This is a genomic window from Pseudonocardia sp. (genome assembly GCF_050250275.1).
GTDB lineage: Bacteria > Actinomycetota > Actinomycetes > Mycobacteriales > Pseudonocardiaceae > Pseudonocardia.
On record NZ_JBFWOY010000015.1, the window covers coordinates 96,288 to 112,746 of the forward strand.

At 72.2% G+C, this 16,459-nt stretch carries 15 protein-coding genes; 10 read left to right on the forward strand and 5 right to left on the reverse strand.

Annotation, left to right across the window (positions count from 1 at the left end; all coding sequences use genetic code 11):
• Positions 1-2: 2 nt before the first annotated feature.
• The 4 genes from AB7F12_RS15310 (at position 3) to AB7F12_RS15325 (ending at position 5,579) form a co-directional block, all read left to right on the forward strand.
• Positions 3-2,111, forward strand: a complete 2,109-nt coding sequence (locus tag AB7F12_RS15310) for a hydantoinase/oxoprolinase family protein (RefSeq protein WP_428497909.1) — start codon at positions 3-5, stop codon at positions 2,109-2,111.
• 73 nt (positions 2,112-2,184) lie between these two features.
• Positions 2,185-4,422, forward strand: a complete 2,238-nt coding sequence (locus AB7F12_RS15315) for a hydantoinase B/oxoprolinase family protein (protein WP_428497910.1) — start codon at positions 2,185-2,187, stop codon at positions 4,420-4,422.
• 56 nt (positions 4,423-4,478) lie between these two features.
• The gene (locus tag AB7F12_RS15320; RefSeq protein WP_428497911.1) at positions 4,479-5,258 is read left to right on the forward strand and encodes a TetR/AcrR family transcriptional regulator; all 780 of its coding nucleotides are present in this window, start codon (positions 4,479-4,481) and stop codon (positions 5,256-5,258) included.
• A gap of 54 nt (positions 5,259-5,312) precedes the next feature.
• Positions 5,313-5,579, forward strand: coding sequence for a hypothetical protein (locus tag AB7F12_RS15325; protein ID WP_428497912.1), 267 nt, complete (start codon positions 5,313-5,315; stop codon positions 5,577-5,579).
• 222 nt (positions 5,580-5,801) lie between these two features.
• Here the strand turns inward: AB7F12_RS15325 and AB7F12_RS15330 are convergent, their stop codons facing one another.
• The 3 genes from AB7F12_RS15330 to AB7F12_RS15340 are packed head-to-tail and all read right to left on the reverse strand — an operon-like array spanning position 5,802 to position 8,379.
• A complete protein-coding gene (locus AB7F12_RS15330) occupies positions 5,802-6,368 on the reverse strand; it encodes a DUF2231 domain-containing protein (RefSeq protein WP_428497913.1) in 567 nt (188 codons plus the stop codon).
• 53 nt (positions 6,369-6,421) lie between these two features.
• Positions 6,422-7,651: a sensor histidine kinase gene (locus AB7F12_RS15335; RefSeq protein ID WP_428497914.1), complete on the reverse strand. Its 1,230-nt coding sequence runs from the start codon at positions 7,649-7,651 to the stop codon at positions 6,422-6,424.
• 29 nt (positions 7,652-7,680) lie between these two features.
• Positions 7,681-8,379, reverse strand: coding sequence for a response regulator transcription factor (locus tag AB7F12_RS15340; protein WP_428497915.1), 699 nt, complete (start codon positions 8,377-8,379; stop codon positions 7,681-7,683).
• A 475-nt stretch (positions 8,380-8,854) separates the two neighbouring features.
• Between AB7F12_RS15340 and AB7F12_RS15345 the strand changes: the two genes are divergently transcribed.
• From AB7F12_RS15345 to AB7F12_RS15365, 5 genes are all read left to right on the forward strand, one after another.
• Positions 8,855-9,799 carry an FAD:protein FMN transferase gene (locus tag AB7F12_RS15345; protein ID WP_428497916.1) on the forward strand — a complete coding sequence of 315 codons (945 nt, stop codon included), beginning with the start codon at positions 8,855-8,857 and terminating at the stop codon, positions 9,797-9,799.
• A complete protein-coding gene (locus AB7F12_RS15350; RefSeq protein WP_428497917.1) occupies positions 9,799-10,341 on the forward strand; it encodes a ferric reductase-like transmembrane domain-containing protein in 543 nt (180 codons plus the stop codon). Before AB7F12_RS15345 ends, AB7F12_RS15350 begins: the two co-directional genes overlap by 1 nt.
• Positions 10,338-10,961 (forward strand): hypothetical protein, encoded by a 624-nt coding sequence (locus AB7F12_RS15355; RefSeq protein ID WP_428497918.1) that lies wholly within the window; start codon positions 10,338-10,340, stop codon positions 10,959-10,961. Before AB7F12_RS15350 ends, AB7F12_RS15355 begins: the two co-directional genes overlap by 4 nt.
• A 248-nt stretch (positions 10,962-11,209) precedes the next feature.
• Entirely contained in the window at positions 11,210-11,605 is a 396-nt protein-coding gene (locus AB7F12_RS15360) for an NADH-ubiquinone oxidoreductase-F iron-sulfur binding region domain-containing protein (protein WP_428497919.1), read from the forward strand.
• Positions 11,602-11,841: a ferredoxin gene (locus tag AB7F12_RS15365; protein WP_428497920.1), complete on the forward strand. Its 240-nt coding sequence runs from the start codon at positions 11,602-11,604 to the stop codon at positions 11,839-11,841. The genes AB7F12_RS15360 and AB7F12_RS15365 overlap by 4 nt, the downstream gene beginning before the upstream one ends.
• Positions 11,842-12,271: 430 nt before the next feature.
• Here AB7F12_RS15365 and AB7F12_RS15370 read toward each other — a convergent pair whose 3' ends face one another.
• The gene (locus AB7F12_RS15370) at positions 12,272-13,078 is read right to left on the reverse strand and encodes a TauD/TfdA dioxygenase family protein (protein WP_428497921.1); all 807 of its coding nucleotides are present in this window, start codon (positions 13,076-13,078) and stop codon (positions 12,272-12,274) included.
• Positions 13,079-13,893: 815 nt separating this feature from the next.
• Between AB7F12_RS15370 and AB7F12_RS15375 the strand changes: the two genes are divergently transcribed.
• Complete coding sequence (locus tag AB7F12_RS15375; protein WP_428497922.1) at positions 13,894-14,931, forward strand: LacI family DNA-binding transcriptional regulator; 1,038 nt, start codon at positions 13,894-13,896, stop codon at positions 14,929-14,931.
• A 93-nt stretch (positions 14,932-15,024) separates the two neighbouring features.
• Here AB7F12_RS15375 and AB7F12_RS15380 read toward each other — a convergent pair whose 3' ends face one another.
• A complete protein-coding gene (locus AB7F12_RS15380; RefSeq protein WP_428497923.1) occupies positions 15,025-16,098 on the reverse strand; it encodes a hypothetical protein in 1,074 nt (357 codons plus the stop codon).
• Positions 16,099-16,459 lie beyond the last annotated feature (361 nt).

Here is a 16,459-nt window from a genome sequence, read left to right on the forward strand (position 1 = left end):
TAGTGAGATACGTGATCGGGATCGACGTGGGCGGCACCTTCACCGATGCGGTTGCCGCTGACGAACACGGCCGCATCGTCGGCGCGAAGACGCCGTCGACGCCGCACGACTACGCCGAGGGCGTACTGAACGCCGTCGCCGAGCTCGCCGCCAACCTCGGGACCGGCGAGCGCGAGCTGCTCACCGACACCGCCTACATCGCGCACGGCACCACCGCCAGCATCAACGCGCTGGTGACCAAGGACGTCGACCCGGTCGGGTTCATCACGACCAAGGGCCACGGCGACTCCATCGCGATCATGAACGTGGAGGGCCGCTACCTCGGCCTCTCGGCCCACGAGACCCAGGACATCCTCCACACCCGCAAGCCCGCGCCGCTCGTCCCGAAGGAGCGCGTCGCCGAGGTGACGGAGCGGGTCGACCACAGCGGCCGGATCGTGGTGCCGCTCGACGAGGACGAGGTGCGCGTCGCCGTGCGCGGGCTGCTCGACACCGGCGTCCACGCGATCGCCGTCTCGCTGCTGTGGTCCTTCCAGACCCCTGCCCACGAGCACCGCGTCCGCGAGATCATCGCCGAGATCTCCCCGGAGACCTTCGTGTCGCTGTCCAGCGACGTCTCGCCGCGAATCCGCGAGTTCGCCCGCAACGCCACCACGATCATGAACACCCAGCTCGGCCCGCCGCTGCGGCGGTATCTGCAACCGTTGGCCCGGCAGCTCGCCGAACGCGGGCTCACCGGACCACTGCTGATCATGCAGAGCGCAGGCGGCACCATCTCGGCCGAGGAAGCGCCGGCCTCCGCGATCACGACCGTCGGGTCGGTCCTGTCCGGCGGGGTGGTCGGTGCCTCCCGGCTGGCCGAACAGCTCGGCCACCGACACGTCGTCACGGCCGACGTCGGCGGCACGACGTTCCTCGTCGGAATGGTGGTCAACGGCGAACCCGTCCGTGCCTCGCGCACCATCATCGACCAACACCCCATCAACGTCCCGACGATCAAGGTCGACGTCATCGGGTCCGGCGGCGGGGCCATCGCCTGGATCGACCAGGGCGGCAACCTGCGCGTCGGGCCACGCAGCGCAGCCGCGGTACCCGGCCCCGTCGCCTACGACGCGGGCGGCACCGAACCGACCGTCACCGACGCCGACCTGGTGCTCGGCATCATCAACCCGGACAACTTCCTCGGCGGGCGCCGCAGGCTGCGGCGCGACCTCGCCGAGGCCGCACTGTCGGAGAAGATCGGCAAACCGCTCGGCCTCGACGCCCGGCAGGCTGCCGCCGCGATCTACGAGGTGCAGAACGCGCAGACCGCCGACCTCGCTCGCAAGGCCGTCGTCGAGTCCGGACACGACCCCCGCGGCTTCGCGGTCTACGCCTTCGGCGGTGCCGGCCCCATCCACGCGGCCGCGTTCGCCTCCGAGCTCGGCGCGAGCGAGCTGGTGATCCCACTGGGCGCGGCGGCCTCGGGGTTCTCGGCGTTCGGGCTCGCCGCCTCCGACGTCGTGGTCACCGCCGAGCTCTCCGACCCCGCCCCGTTCCCCCTCGACCCCGTCACCGTCGAGCACACCTACGACCGGCTCACCCGGCAGGCGCGGGGCGCACTGGAGCGCCAGGGCGTCGACTACGCCTCGGTGGAACTGCGCCGCGAGTTCGACGCCCGCTACACGACCCAGATGTTCGAGGTCACCGCGGAGGCCCCGGACGGCCGGATCGACGCCGAAGCCGTCGAACTGATGGCCAAGTCCTTCGAACGCCGCTACGCCGACCTGTTCGGCGAGGGCTCCGGCTTCGCCGGTGCGGGCTTCCAGATCATCACCTACCGCGTCCACGCCGTCGGCAGGCTGCCCTTCCGCCCCCGGCTGCCGCACCACACCACCGCGGACGGGCCCGCCCCGATCTCCCGGCGGAGACCGGTCTACCTGCAGTCCGAACGCGGCTTCGAGGAGACCCCGATCTACGACTACTCACTCCTGCACAGCAGCCACGTGGTGCCCGGCCCCGCGGTCATCGAGGTGCCCACCACCACCGTCGCCGTCCCCGCGGGCCGCAGCGCCCGCGTCGACGAGCTCGGCAACATCCGCATCACCCTCACCGAGGAGGCCCCGCGATGAGCGAGCCTGCGAGCGATTCATCGACACAGCGCCCTTGCGCGAAGCGCCGTCCGAGCGTCAGCGAGGACGAGCGATGAGTGTCGTTCCCGTCCCCGGCTCCGAGGCCTTCAGCAGCAGGCCGATTCCGATGGACCAGCTGCGGCGGTCCATCGACTCCCGGCTCGCCCTCCACGAGGTCGCGCCGGACGCCGAACCCGTCGACCCGCTGACCTACGAGGTCATCCGGCACCGCATCTGGTCGATCACCGACGAGATGGGTGAGACCCTCAAGCGGATGTCCGGCTCCCCCGGCGTCACCGAGGCCAACGACTTCGACTTCGCCATCTGCGACGAGCTCGGACAGGAGGTGCAGGTCGGGCTCTACAACACCGGCCTCGTCGCCTCCATGGACCTGGCCGTCTACTGGATCCTGCGGAACCGCTCCGGCAACCCCGGGATCGAGCCCGGGGACATGTTCCTGAGCAACGACCCCTGGGTGGGCGGCGGCCTGCACCAGAACGACACGGCGATCATCGCGCCGGTGTTCTGGGAGGGAAGGCTCTTCGGCTGGACGAGCGCCGTCTGCCACCTCATCGACATCGGAGGCACCAAGCCCGGTTCCGTGGACCTGCAGGCCGGCGACGTCTACAGCGAGGCCCTGCCCACCCCGCCGATCAAGATCGTGCGAGGCGGCGTCCTCCAGGAGGACGTGCTCGACGCGTTCGTCCGCCGCTCCCGGATGCCCCACCACGTCCAGCTCGACCTGCGCGCGGAGATCGCCGCCAACCAGGTCGGCCACCAGCGGCTCACCGCGCTCGCCGAGCGGTACGGCGCCGACCGGGTCAAGGTCGTGATGAAGGCGATGATGGACGACTCGGAGCGCCGCCTGCGCTCGCGCCTGTCCGGTATCGCGGACGGGAGCTGGAGCAGCGTCGGCTACCTCGAGCAGGCCTCCGTCGGCGATCGCGGGCTGCACAAGATCGCGCTCACCCTCACCAAGACCGGCGACCGGCTGACCTTCGACTTCACCGGCACCGACGCCCAGGTCGGGATGATCAACTGCCCGTACTCGGGGATGCGGGCCGGCGTCATGTTCGCCCTGCTGCCCATTCTCGCCGGGGACATCCCGTGGTCCGCGGGTGGGCTCATGCGCTGCTTCGACCTGGTCTCCGAGGAAGGCACGATCAACAACGCCACATTCCCCGCCGCCATCGGGCTGGCGCCGATCTCGTCGGCCTGGGCGACGTCCAACCTCGTCGCCGAATGCCTGGGCCGGATGCTCGACACCTCCGTCGAGCTGCGCGCACGGGTCCAGTCGGTGTGCACCGGCTCCTACGACGTCGTCACCCTCGCCGGGGTCGACCAGCGCGGGCAACCGAACGTCACCATGCTGTTCGACGTCATGGCCGGCGGCTACGGCGCCCAGCCCGACTCCGACGGCGCGGACACCGCCGGGATCCTGCCGATCCCCATGGGCCGCGCGCCGGACGTCGAGATGCAGGAGTTCCTCGCCCCCTACCTGTTCCTGTGGCGACGCGAGGAGATCGACTCCGGCGGCGCGGGACGCACCCGGGGCGGGTTGTCCATCTCGATCTGCCTCGTGCCCCACGACACCCCCTACCCGGTCGGCGGTGCGTTCTCGGCCAACGGGAAGGCGCGGGCGGAGAGCGCCGGGCTCTCCGGCGGCTACCCGGGCGGCGCCGGCCGCGACCTCATCGTCCGGGACGCGGACGTCACCGCGTTGCTGGCGTCGGGGGTGATCCCCGCGAGCCTCGACGAGCTCGGGGGCACCATCGAGACCGTCCACAACCGCACGGAGACGCTCATCGGGCTGGGCGACGCGATCTTCGTGCACCCCGGTGGCGGCGGCGGGTACGGCGACCCCGTACTGCGCGATCCCGCCGGCGTCGCCGACGACGTGCGGGCCCGCCGCGTCTCACCGCAGGTGGCGCTGGACGTCTACGGCGTCGTCCTCGACGACTCGCTCGCGGCGGACCTCGACGCGACCGTGAGCCGGCGGGAAGAGCTGCGGCGCGCGCGGATCGGCTCCGATCCTGTCGCCGTCGACCCGGCAGCGGGTGCGCGAGGGACACCGATCGACGACAACCTCGCGCTCCACGACGGTCAGGTCGGCTGCCGACACTGCGGCGGAATCCTCGGCGGGCTGCAGAACGGTCTGCCGACCGGGGCCGTCCTGCGGGAACTGCCGGTGCCGGTGGCCGTCCCGGGCATGGCGGGCGGAGACTACGTCGACCGCGAGCTCGTGTTCCGCACCTACTCCTGCCCCGGCTGCGCGACGCAGGTCCATGCGGAGGTGGCGGCGGCGGGATGACCCCTTCAGCCGCCCGCGGCCGGGTCCGCGCCGCCCGACGAGGAGAATCACGAGCCATGCCGGCAGACGACTCCTCCCTCGGCCCGGACCCGGCCGTCGAGCCCCGCGACTCCCGACGGCAGCGCGGACCCCGCTCGGCCACCGCCGAGCGGTCGGCGTTGCTCCGCCGGGACCTCATGGAGGGCGAGCTCTACGAGAAGGCCGCCCAGCTGTTCTCCGAGAAGGGGTTCGCCGGGACGACCCTGCAGGACATCGCCACCGCGATGGGGGTGAGCAGGCCCTCGCTCTACCACTACATCAAGAGCAAGGACGAGTTGCTCGAACGGCTGGCGGAAGACGTCACGGCCGCGGCCTCCGCCATCGTGGCGGAGATCGCGAACGACGCCACGCTCGACGCGGCGCGCAAGCTCCATGTCGTCATCCGCCGCATGATCGAGTTCATCGCGGCCAAACCGTCCCGCTTCCGGTTGCTCAACCAGAGCGAGAGCGCGATGCCCGAGCACCTCGCCGCCACTCAGCGCCGGCTGGGCCGGCAGATCCTCAAGGGTGTCATCGCCATCATCGACGAGGGGCAACGGTCGGGCGTCTTCCGGCCGGTGGACCCCCGGGTCGCCGCGCTGGGGATCATCGGCACCTGGAACTGGGTGGCCTGGTGGCACACCCGCGGAGACATCGGCGAGGCTGCCGAGCAGCTCGCCGCCACCGCCGTCCTCGGCCTCCTCGCCGAACCCACGGATTCGAGCGACGTCGGCCCGGCCGCCCTGTTCGCCCTCGTCCACGAGAACCTCGCCCGGCTCGAGGCCGTGGTCGGTGCCGAGCGGAGACCTCGCGTCTGAAAGGACCGGGTTCGCGTAGTCACATCGGTCGACCTCGGTCGCGCGACAGTGCAGGTGGCGCTGTCCGGCGGGAACGACCAGAAGACGCCCCGCACGGAGTTCGAGACCCGCCCGGGCGCGATCACCGCCTTGTGGTTCTTCCGGCTGGAGATCGACCTGACGGCCGTCGTCCTGCTCCCCCAGCCGGGGTGCAACTGCCCGTCGCGCTCCAAGAGCGCGTCACTGACCATCAGCCGGCGGGGCTCCCCGATCGTTCGTCACCCGTCCAGCACGACTGCCCGAGCGCTGGAGCTGGGCGGGCTTTCCACAGCCGCGCCGTGATCGCTCTGTTCGACGCAGACCTGCTCGACGGGGCGCCCAGCCCAGCTCGTCGGGCCGCCGCGTGAACGGGCAGGGCATCGGCCGAGCTTGCGAGGCGACGACGACGCCCACCGACGGCGCGACGGCGCGACGGCGCGCCGATGCTGGTGTCGGCCAACCGGACCGGTGCTCCTGTCTGCGACCGCTGATCCCGAGCCACGGGCGGCAGCGCCCGGTGCCGGGTCAGTCCCGCGACCGGCCGGCCGGTCGCGGCTGGGGCACGTACTGGACGCTGCCCCAGGCTGCGCGGGCACCACTGTCACCGATCCGGACGACCTGCACGGCCGACACCGTGGCGAACACGACCGTCAGGGCCGCCAGCACGATCAGCGCCACCCGGGCCTGGCCGTCACGGATCCGCGGGGCGGCCATCGTGCCCGGCCCGGCATGCCGGGCCGACGACGTTGCCAGCCCGACCGCCCGCCGCCGCAGCCGGTCGATGACGACCAGGGCCGCGACGCAGACCAGCATCGGGGCGATGAGGATCAGCAGCTGATCACCCAGCTCGGCATGGGTCTCGATCGCGGCGGTCCGCGGAAGGTTGTGCTCCAGGCCTTCCCCGGTGCTGGTGGCGACGGGGACGGCAAGGGTCGCGAGCACGGCGATGACGACGACCGGCCATCCCCACCGGCCGCGGAGGCGGGGCCGGACCGCGACGAGGGCCGCCCCGATCACGGCTGCGGGGACCAGGACGACGACAGCGTGCACCACCAGCGGGTGCAGCGGGAGTCCGAACATGAACGTGGGCAACGGTGGGCCTTCCGCCGTGGTCGGGGAGCGACGTCGATCGTCGCGGCCGATTCTCAGAGGTTCCTTGGAACTGCACGGGCCGCGCTGGGCAGGGTCAGGCGGAAACACGCACCCGCCCCGTCCGAGGTGTCGACGAGCGCGACCGCGCCGTCGTGCGCGGCGGCGATCTCGGCGACCAGGGCGAGTCCGAGCCCGTAGCGGCGCCCATCGGGCGCTCCGACGCGCGATGGGCCTGCACGCGGTGTGGTCACGAACCGGTCGAACAGCCGCGGCGCGAGCGCCGGGTCCACACCGCTGCCGTCGTCGGCCACATCGACCACCGCGGTCGCCGCCTCGACACGCACCGTCACCTCGACGGTGTGGGCAGCGTGGTGGACGGCGTTGTCGGTCAACGCGGTGAGGGCCCGGCGCAGCGCCGCGGTCGACCCGGTGACCGGTACGTGGCCGGGCGCGTCGAGGCGGAGCGTGATCCTGCGCTCCTCGGCGTCCGCGCCGGCCGCGGCGAGCACCTCGCGGCACAGCTGGGTGAGGTCGACCGGCTCCCGCGGCCGCACTCCGAGCGGGTCGGCGGCCAGCAGCAGGTCCTCGAGGATCGCGGTGAGCCGCCCGGCGTCGGCGACCACCCCCTCCACCTCGGCCAACAGTTGTGGTTCGGTGTCGGGGTCTCGACGCAGCCGTCGGCGCAGCAGCTGTGCCCGGGTGCCGAGCAGCGTCAGGGGTGTCCGCAGCTCGTGGCCGGCGTCGGCGACGAACCGCCGCTGCAACGACAGCGCCCCCGACAGCGGTGTGAGCGCACGGTGCCCCAGCCAGGTCCCGGCCGCGCCGGCCACGAACAGCCCGGCGATCCCGGTGGCGAACATCGTGGCCAGCAGCTGATTGCGTTCGGAGTGGTTGGCGGTCAGGTCGAGGATCGCCTGAACCGTGACACCGTCACCGCGGCGCTGCGTCGCGATCTCGTACTGCACGTCCTCGACGTTGCGCTCGACGATCGGCGGGTCACCCCCGACCGCGGCCACCGACACCGCCGCGAGATCCGCGACCCCGGCGGGCAACCCGGGCGACGCGGTGAGCACCCCCGCCGGGTCTCGCAGGACCAGGTACATCCCGGCCGGCGGGTCGTCGACGTCGTCGGCCCGGTCGATCGCATGCTGCAGCTGCGCCCCGACCTGCGCCCGTTGCCCGTTGAGCAGGACGAGGACCGCGACCGCGGTGAGCGCGACGACGATCAGCCCGGTGAGCACGGCGGCCTGCACCCCGAGCCGTACCGCTGCCCGCCGGGCCAAGACGGCTTCCCCGGCCGGTCGGGGACGGCTCACCCCGGCGCGCCGATCCGGTAGCCGCGCCCGCGGACCGTCTCCACCACGCCGCGTCCCAGCTTGCGCCGCAGATAGTGCACGTAGGTGTCGACGACCACCGGGTTCTCCGCCTCCGGGAACGCCAACGCGAGCAGGTCCTCGCGCCCGAACACCTGCCGCGGCCGAGCCGCGAGGGTGGCGAGCAGGTCGCACTCACGCTGCGACAACGCCGTCCGCGACGAGCCTGCGACGACCTCGCGTGCGTCGAGGTCCAGCCGGGCCCCGCCGACGGGCAGCGTCCGTGCGGCGTCCAGGTGCCGGCGCCGCAGCGCCCGCAACCGGGCGAGCAGCTCGTCGATGTCGAACGGCTTGGCGAGATAGTCCTCTGCACCCGCGTCGAGGCCCGCAACGCGGTCTGCGGGGTTGCCGAGCGCCGAGAGCACGAGCACCGGGGTGGTGACGCCGCTGCGCCGAAGTCGCGCCAGCAGGTCCAGCCCCTCCACCGCGGGGAGCCCACGGTCGAGTACCGCGACGTCGTAGCTGCGGCTCAGTCCGTAGTGCAGGCCGGTGTGCCCGTCCGGGGCGACGTCGACCGCGTAGCCCTCCTCGCGGAACAACCCCGCCAGCATCCCGGCCAGCTCTGCCTCGTCCTCGACCAGCAGTACGCGCGGACGCAGCACGGAGTCCGCCTCGCCCCGCCCGGGATCGATGCTCACAGCGCCATGATGACGAACCTCCGGCGCCCGCGTCGCCCGAGCCCACGTCGTCGGTCCGAGCAGACGCCCTCGCTCCCAGGAACCTCCAAGAAGCCCGGCGTTGAGTGGGAGCCGTGAACGAGTCGCAACTTTCCCGCGCCGATGCCCGCGACCGTGGACTGCGCCGAGCCTCGCACACGACAGGAGTCCTCGCCGCCGGCGGAGTTGCGGCGACCGTGCTGGCCGCGGTCGTCTTCGCGCACACCGCGACGGGTACCGACGCCGCCGCCGCGGTCTCCGCCGACCCGCCCGTTGCCGGCGCGCAGGCCACGCAGGCGCCGTCGGGACCGGCCGCCGGCGATGCCCCCGCCCCCGCGCGGCACACTCGCTCCACCCGTCACACGCCGGGCGGATCGAGCACGCAGGGCCTGCAGCCGCCGGCCACCCCGGTCGCGCCATCCGTGGCGCACCGCTCACACGTCACGTCGGGGGCGTCGTGACCGTGGTCGTCGCGCCGGTCGCGGCCGAGTCGTTCCCGGCGATCGGTACCACCGCCACCGTGGTGGTCGACGACCGCGGCGCGCTCCCCCTCGCCGTCTCCCTCCTGCGGGCCGATCTCGACGACCTCGACCGCGCGTGTTCCCGGTTCCGGCCGGACTCGGAGATCCGCGCCGCCGAGCGGGCAGCGGGCACTCCCGTCCAGGTCGGCGACACCCTCGCCGCGCACCTGGACACGGCCGTGCGCGCCGCGCAGCTCACCGACGGCCTCGTGGACCTCACGGTCGGGACCTGCATGATCGCGCTCGGATACGACCGCGACTTCGCCGAGCTGACCGACTCCGACCAGGCCGTCGCGGCCCGGCCGGCGCCCGGCTGGTGGCAACTCGGCTGGGACCCCGCCAACCGGACACTGGTCGTCCCCGGCGGCATGCGGCTCGACCTCGGCTCGACCGCCAAGGCGCTCGCCGCCGACCACGCCGCCGGCCACATCGCCGACCGCACCGGCTGTGGCGTCCTGGTCGGCCTCGGCGGTGACATCGCCGTCGCCGGGCCGCCACCACCGGACGCATGGCGGGTCAGTGTCAACGATGATCACACCTCCCAGGGGCCCGGCCCGATCGTCGCGATCGCCTCCGGCGGGCTCGCGACCTCCGGCACCACCCGCCGGCGCTGGCGGCGCGCAAGCCTGCAATGCCATCACGTCGTCGACCCCCGCACCGGGCTGCCGGCCCACCGCGGCTGGCGAACCGTCAGCGTCGCCGCAGGCCGGTGCGTGGACGCCAACATCGCCGCCACCGCGGCACTGTTGCTCGGACCCACCGCCCCCGCCTGGCTCGACCAGGCCGGCCTGCCCGCCCGCCTGGTCGCCGACGACGGCGCCGCCCGCACCGTCGGCACCTGGCCGGACGAACCCCCGCCACACACCGGACGCCGACTCTGATGTGGACCTGGTACGCCAGCCGCGCCGCCGGACTCGTCTCCCTGGTCCTGCTCACCACGACACTCGTCCTCGGCGTGTCCGGCATCGCCCGCGCAGCGACCGCGGCCTGGCCGCGGTTCACCCTGGCCCGCCTGCACCGCAACGTCTCGCTGCTCGCCGTCGTCTTCGTCGCCGCCCACGTCGCCACCGCCGTCCTCGACGGTTACGTCCCGATCCGCTGGGTGGACACCGTCGTCCCCTTCCTCGCCGGCTACCAGCCGTTCTGGCTCGGCCTCGGTGCCGTCGCGCTCGACCTGCTCCTCGCCCTGATCGTCACGAGCCTGCTGCGCACCAGGATCGGTCTGCGGACCTGGCGGGCCGTCCACGTCGGGGCTTACGTGTGCTGGCCGGTCGCGGTAGTGCACGGTCTGGGCATCGGCGGCGCCGACACCACCACCGGCTGGGTGCTCGTCCTGACCCTCGGCTGCGTCGTCGCCGCCGGGGCCGGCCTGCTGTGGCGGGCGCTGATCTGGTCCGACGAGTCCGGGGAGCGTCTCCGATGACCGCCGTGCCCGCCCTGTCCGCCGCCCACCGGTTGCTCGCCCCCTGGTACGTCGACGGGACCTGTGACGACCTCGACGCGCACCACCGCCGCCACGGTCCACGACCTGTACTCGACGTGCGGGAACTGGCCGACCTCGCCGACGCCGCGGGGCTGCGCGGTCGCGGCGGCGCCGGGTTCCCGACGGCGACGAAGCTGCGCGCGGTCGCCGCGGCACGCCGGCATCCCATCCGCCGGTCCGGGCCGGTCGTCGTGGCCAACGGCTGCGAGGGCGAACCCGCATCGCGCAAGGACGCCCAGCTCCTGCGCCACTCCCCTCACCTCGTCCTCGACGGGATCGCGCTCGCCGCCGACGCACTCGGCGCCACCGACACCTACCTGTGCGTGCACGCCGACGGCACCGAGCTCCGCGACCACGCCGCCCACCGCGACGACCCCGTGCCCGTCCAGGTCGTGGAAGTCGAGCCCCGCTACGTCGCGAGCGAGGAGTCGCCCTCGTCAACCTCCTGTCCGGCGGCCCCGCACTCCCGACCACCACCCCGCCACACCCCGCCGAGCGCGGAGTCGGCGGCAGGCCCACCCTTGTCGACAACGTCGAGACCCTCGCCCACCTCGCGCTGATCGCCCGCCACGGACCCGACTGGTTCCGCAGCGTCGGAACCCCCGACCTGCCCGGCACCCTGCTCGTCACCACCGGCGGCGCGCTCGCCCGCCCCGGCGTCGACGAGGTCCCCGCCGCCACCACCGTCCGTGACGTCCTCGACCTCGCCGGCGGACCTGCCGAACCCGTCCAGGCGATCCTGTCCGGCGGATACGGCGGCGCCTGGCTCGGGATCGACGGGCTCGACACCCCGCTGACCCACGACGCCATGCGCGCCAGCGGGTCGACCCTCGGCGTCCCGATCCTGCTCGCCCTGCCCGCCCGCTCCTGCGGGCTCACCGAGACCGCACACCTGCTCGACCATCTCGCAGACGAGTCCGCCGGACAGTGCGGGCCCTGCCGGTTCGGCCTGGCCGCGATCGCGCTCGACCTCCGCGAGATCGCCCACGTCACCCCCGGGGCGCAGGCCGCGGCGAGCCGGCTCGTCCGCAGGCTCGACGCCATCGCCGGTCGCGGCGCCTGCGCCCACCCCGACGGCGCGATCCGCCTCGCGCGCAGCGCCCTGCGCGTGTTCCGCCGCGACCTCGACGACCACCTGCGCGGTCTGCCCTGCCGCGGCGCCACCGCGCCACCGTTGTTCCCGTTGCCGGGCCGGGCACGATGACCACGCACCGCCGCGCCGAGCTCCGGCTGCGCCTGGACCCGCTCTCCTGCGACGGCCACGGCCTGTGCGCAGACCTCCTGCCCGAACACGTCACCCTCGACGAGTGGGGTTACCCGATCCTCGACGACACGTTGCGGAGCTCCCCGATCACGCCCGAGCTCCTCGGGGCCGCCCGTGCCGCCGTCGCCGCCTGCCCGAGCCTTGCGCTGCGGCTGCGGCGCGCGACCCGACCGTGACGCACCCCGACCGGTGGTAGGCGGTGGCAGGGCCGGCTCGGGGCGGGCCGACGGGTCCAGGTCTGTCGCGCCGGCCGCAGGATCGCGACACGTCGTGGTCCCTGCCAGTCGTTTCCCTCGCCCACGAGACTGGCCCTCGGCTCGGGAGCACCGGATCGGATGCCGGCTCGATGCCGCAGCCGAGGGTGATCTCGGCGGTGTCCCGGTCCTCCGAGGTGCGAGCCGTGGTGCCGGCCGAGCCCGGTGCCTCTCAGGTGATCGTGCTGCCGGGGGACGCCGTCGAGCCGGTCGGGGATGCCGTCGAGGCGGACGTGTCCATCTCCGTGACCGCCGGCCCTGCGGCCGGCTTCTTCGCCCGATCCCCGCCGTGCCTGACCTCGGTACCCAGCCCGACCACGGTGATGCGTCCGGCGCCCCCCGGAGCGCACTCCTAGCGAGCCGCCTTGAGCGGTGCGCCCGCGACCACCGCCCGCGACATCACGCGCCGAAGACCGTGGTAGTCGTTGACCGCCAGGTGCCACACCTGCGTGTTGTCCCAGATCGCGACCATTCCCGGCCGCCAGTGGAGTCGGACGGAGAACTCGGGCCGCTGACAGTGCTGGAACAGATAGTTCAGCAGGCCGAGGCTCTCACGACGGGTCCACCCTTCGAACCGGGCGGTGTAGGCCGGGTTGACGAACAGGGATTTGAAGCCCCCAGGGTGACTGATGACGACGGGGTGGAGGACACCTTCCGCATCGTCATAGGCATCGACGGACGGCTCCGGCGGCACCGTCGCGGCCGAGCTCGGCGTGAGTCCGCGCACGTTCGCGTGCACCGCGCTGAGCCCTTCCAGTGTGTCCTTCAGGCTTTCGGAGAGAGCATCGTAGGCGGTCCGCATGCTTGCCCAGATCGTGTCACCGCCGTACCGGGGAAGTTCTCGAGCCACGAGCAGGGTCACGGCAGGCGGGGCGGCCGTGTACGTGCCGTCCACGTGCCAGGTGTCCCCGATGTTCTGGGTCTCGTCCGCTTCCTTTCGCAGCTCTTGTGTGGTGAGCAGGTCACCGAACCGCCGGGCGAGGCCCTGGTGCTGCTCCACCGTCAGATCCTGATCGGGGACGAACAGGACCCCGTTCTCGTCGAGAGCCGTCCGGAGCCGGGAGTACGTCTCGTCGGAGAAGTCCAGGCCGAGGTCGAGGCCGACGACCTCGGCGCCGATCCCGCTTCCGACAGGAACGATCTCCAGTTGCTGGGTCATACGTTCGACTCCCTCTTGTCCAGGAACATGGTGCGGCGACGTGGCGGTCGGATCGGACAGGCGCGACGCCAGAGGACTGTCGGCGGCCAGGCGTACACCTCGTCGCGCACATCCACCGCGACGAGAACCGCCGCGGGTCTCTCCTGCTGCTGCAGCATCACCCCGCTCGACCCGCCCCACGGACGGGGCGACGCCGAGGCGGTGTCCGACCGACATCCCGTCACTCGGAACGATGGTGCGATCGGTCGCACGGAGTCTGGCCAGTTCCTCCCACGCCGTCAAGCCACGCTTCCGACCGGGCGGCCGGCTCCTCCCCCGACCGGGCTCCCGCACGGCGGTCACCACGCCGACCGACCTGGGACGGGACCCGGTCGATCACGCGTCGCGAGAGCGTCGCGGGGGCGGTCCTCGGCTCGCGCCGCCGACGTCGGCGGACTGAACGGGGCTGGGACCATGGGGGCCGACGAGTGATCACTACAGCACGTCGTCGCGCCGCTCACGTGGCCTTGCGTGTGCGTCGACGCGGCTCCATCCGGCCACTTCCCGGGACGCCGTCGACGAGTCGCGACGGACCTCCGGTCGCGCACCCACGCCAGGTCGGCATCCCGCCGCACGGTCACCGCCGAGCGCGACCACGGTCCCCCGTTCGCCGCCCCGCCGCACGGGCGCACAGCGGGCCGGAACACGTGCCGAGAGGGGCGCCGACGGCACGTCGCGACACCTCACCCCCGGCGCCCCCGCGGTCACGTCGCGTGGCGCCGGTTTCCCCCAGATCGTGCGACCGATCCCCGGCAACGTGCTGTAGCGTTGCTGCGATGGACAAGCGCCCTACCGTGTCCGAGGTGGCGAAGCTGGCCGGCGTGCACCGGTCGACAGCTGCGCGCGCGCTCAGCGCCGCCACGAGCGGCCTGCTCCGGGCGGAGACCGTCCAGCGTGTCAACGCCGCTGCGCGCGAGCTGGGCTACAGCTCGAACTCCATCGCCCGCGGCTTGCGCACGAACCGATCGAACTCCGTCGGCGTCCTCATACCCGATCTCAACAATCCCCGTTTCCCGCCGATCGTCCGAGGAATCGAGGATGCCCTCCTTCCCCACGACTACACGGTTCTGATCGGGAACACCGACAACAACCAGGAACGCGCGCGAGCACAATTCGAGACCATGTTGTCACAACGCGTGGACGGATTCATCGTGGCGACCGCGCGGCTGCACGACGAGGTGCTGATCGACGCCCAGCGGCGCGGCGTTCCGGTCGTCCTGGTGAATCGCGCAGCCGACTCCAACACGTTCCCGATGGTCCTGGGGGACGACCGGAACGGCATGGCCGCCAGCGTCGATCATCTCGTCGAACTCGGCCACCGCCACATCGTTCACCTCTCCGGCCCGAACGACGTCTCGACGTCGATGGTGCGGCGCGCAGCCTTCCGTGAGTTCGCGTCCGCGCGGGGCCTGAGCGAATCGGACGCCGAAATCGTCGTGTGCGACGCATTCACCGAGGACGGCGGGGCAGCCGGGGCCGCCGAAGTCCTCGCACGATCTCGCCGGCCGACGGCGATCATCGCAGGCAATGACCTCATCGCGCTGGGCGTCCTCCGGACGATGAAGAGGCTCGGCCTGTCGTGTCCTGACCAGGTTTCCGTGGTCGGATTCAACGACATGCGTTTCACCGACGCCATCTCTCCGCCACTGACTACTGTGCACGTTCCACACGACCGCCTCGGCTACGAGAGCGCGAACCTGCTGGTCGAACTCCTTCGCTGCCCCACGAGCCCGCCGAAGGCGCTCCTTCTCCCCACACATCTCGTCGTGCGCGAATCGACCGCCCCGCCGGCGTCCGGCCGCCGCCCGAGGTAGCCGCCTGCCTCACGATTCGCCGTCGCTTCTCCCACCCATCCGTCCGCCCCGGGCACGAGGCCGGGAACATCGGCCGGCCCATCCGCCACCGCGTCATCCGGCCGCCGGCGGGCACCCCGCACCAGCCGGCCGGCGCCTGCGGTGAGGCGCGGTCACGGGTTCGAACTTCTGGACCGTGTGGCAGGTGACCGGCTCGGATCGGCCGCTGGACAGCGACGCCCGGCGAGACACCTGCGCGACGTACACCGATCCGAGGTCGTCGACCGCCAGGCCGTGCGCGCTGTAGAACTCCCCGGGACCGCACACCTCGCCGGAGCCTCCCCACCGTGCGAGCAACGCGCCCTCGGGCGAGAAGACCGATACCCGTGATCCGGGGGTGCCCGGGCCGACGGGCGGGAACTGGATGCCGTCACAGCATTCCGCTCGCGCCACCCGGAGCCCGAGCTCGGCGACGAACACGTTGCCGAAGGCGTCCAGCGCGACCCGGTTGGGACGGCACACGTCAGTCCATTCTGCACGAACCGACCCGTCGCGGCCGAGGAACTGCAGACGTGAATTCTCCCGATCCGCGACCACCATTTCCTCCTCGTCCCGGGCGAGCGCGATCGAATGCGGCAGCCTGAACTGGCCAGGGGCCTGTCCGGGTGATCCCCATGAGTCGACAAGTCGACCGTCGCGCGTGAAGCGGTGAATTCTGGCGTTCCCGTAACCATCCGAGACGAAGATGTCGCCACTCGAGTCGAGAGCTGTTGCCGTCGGCCGGTTGAACGGTCCGGCGCCACGCTTCACGGACATGTGTTTCCCCAGGACGGCGCCGGTATCCGACGGCACACCGAGGACACCGAGTCCACCCAGCACTCCACCCTCCTGGTCGAGATGGACCACCACATGAAGTTCACTGTCCGTACACCAGAGCGACCGGTCGCTCCCGAGAGTGATTCCGTGCAGAGTTCCCTCGTGGGGATAGCTGATCAGGCGAACGAGATCGCCGCCGGCGTCGAGAACGACGATAGCGTTCGCGGCTCGGCTCAGCAGATGGACATCGCCGCGACCATCCACCTGGACGTCGGCGACGTCGCCGAGGTCCAGGCCGTCCGGAATCCGTGGCCAGTCCGGCACGAGACGATAGGTGAAGTCGCCGGTTCCTACTCGGATGGTCCTGTTCATCTACTCCCCTGAGTGGCGGCGCGGCTGTCGCCGCCGAGACTTCGGATCAGGTCACGCACGTGACCACAGGCGGAAGGCGACACGGCGCCCGAGCGACCGTTCGACGCGAGGTCGCGGCTGCACCGCGACGACATCGAACGTTCGCAGCAGGATCGCGTTCCCCGCAACCCGGGATCAGCCCCGGAGTCCGACGCGTCGGAAGGACCTTGACGGTTCGGGTCGACTCTGGGCATTATCGTGCGACCGATCGCAAGCGATGCCGTCCTGCCGGCGAGGCCGCCCGAGTCGGACACGTCAGCGCAAGGCTCTCGACGCAGGCGTTCAGAGGAGAACGGCATGCAGACACGCGACGCCCGAAGGA

What these genes read in the sequence shown, in the direction of transcription:
- AB7F12_RS15380 (WP_428497923.1), bottom strand. Translation starts at nt 16,098, where the DNA reads ATGAACAGGACCATCCGAGTAGGAACCGGCGACTTCACCTATCGTCTC.
- AB7F12_RS15350 (WP_428497917.1), top strand. Translation starts at nt 9,799, where the DNA reads ATGTGGACCTGGTACGCCAGCCGCGCCGCCGGACTCGTCTCCCTGGTC.
- AB7F12_RS15355 (WP_428497918.1), top strand. Translation starts at nt 10,338, where the DNA reads ATGACCGCCGTGCCCGCCCTGTCCGCCGCCCACCGGTTGCTCGCCCCC.
- AB7F12_RS15360 (WP_428497919.1), top strand. Translation starts at nt 11,210, where the DNA reads ATGCGCGCCAGCGGGTCGACCCTCGGCGTCCCGATCCTGCTCGCCCTG.
- AB7F12_RS15375 (WP_428497922.1), top strand. Translation starts at nt 13,894, where the DNA reads ATGGACAAGCGCCCTACCGTGTCCGAGGTGGCGAAGCTGGCCGGCGTG.
- AB7F12_RS15370 (WP_428497921.1), bottom strand. Translation starts at nt 13,078, where the DNA reads ATGACCCAGCAACTGGAGATCGTTCCTGTCGGAAGCGGGATCGGCGCC.
- AB7F12_RS15365 (WP_428497920.1), top strand. Translation starts at nt 11,602, where the DNA reads ATGACCACGCACCGCCGCGCCGAGCTCCGGCTGCGCCTGGACCCGCTC.
- AB7F12_RS15320 (WP_428497911.1), top strand. Translation starts at nt 4,479, where the DNA reads ATGCCGGCAGACGACTCCTCCCTCGGCCCGGACCCGGCCGTCGAGCCC.
- AB7F12_RS15315 (WP_428497910.1), top strand. Translation starts at nt 2,185, where the DNA reads ATGAGTGTCGTTCCCGTCCCCGGCTCCGAGGCCTTCAGCAGCAGGCCG.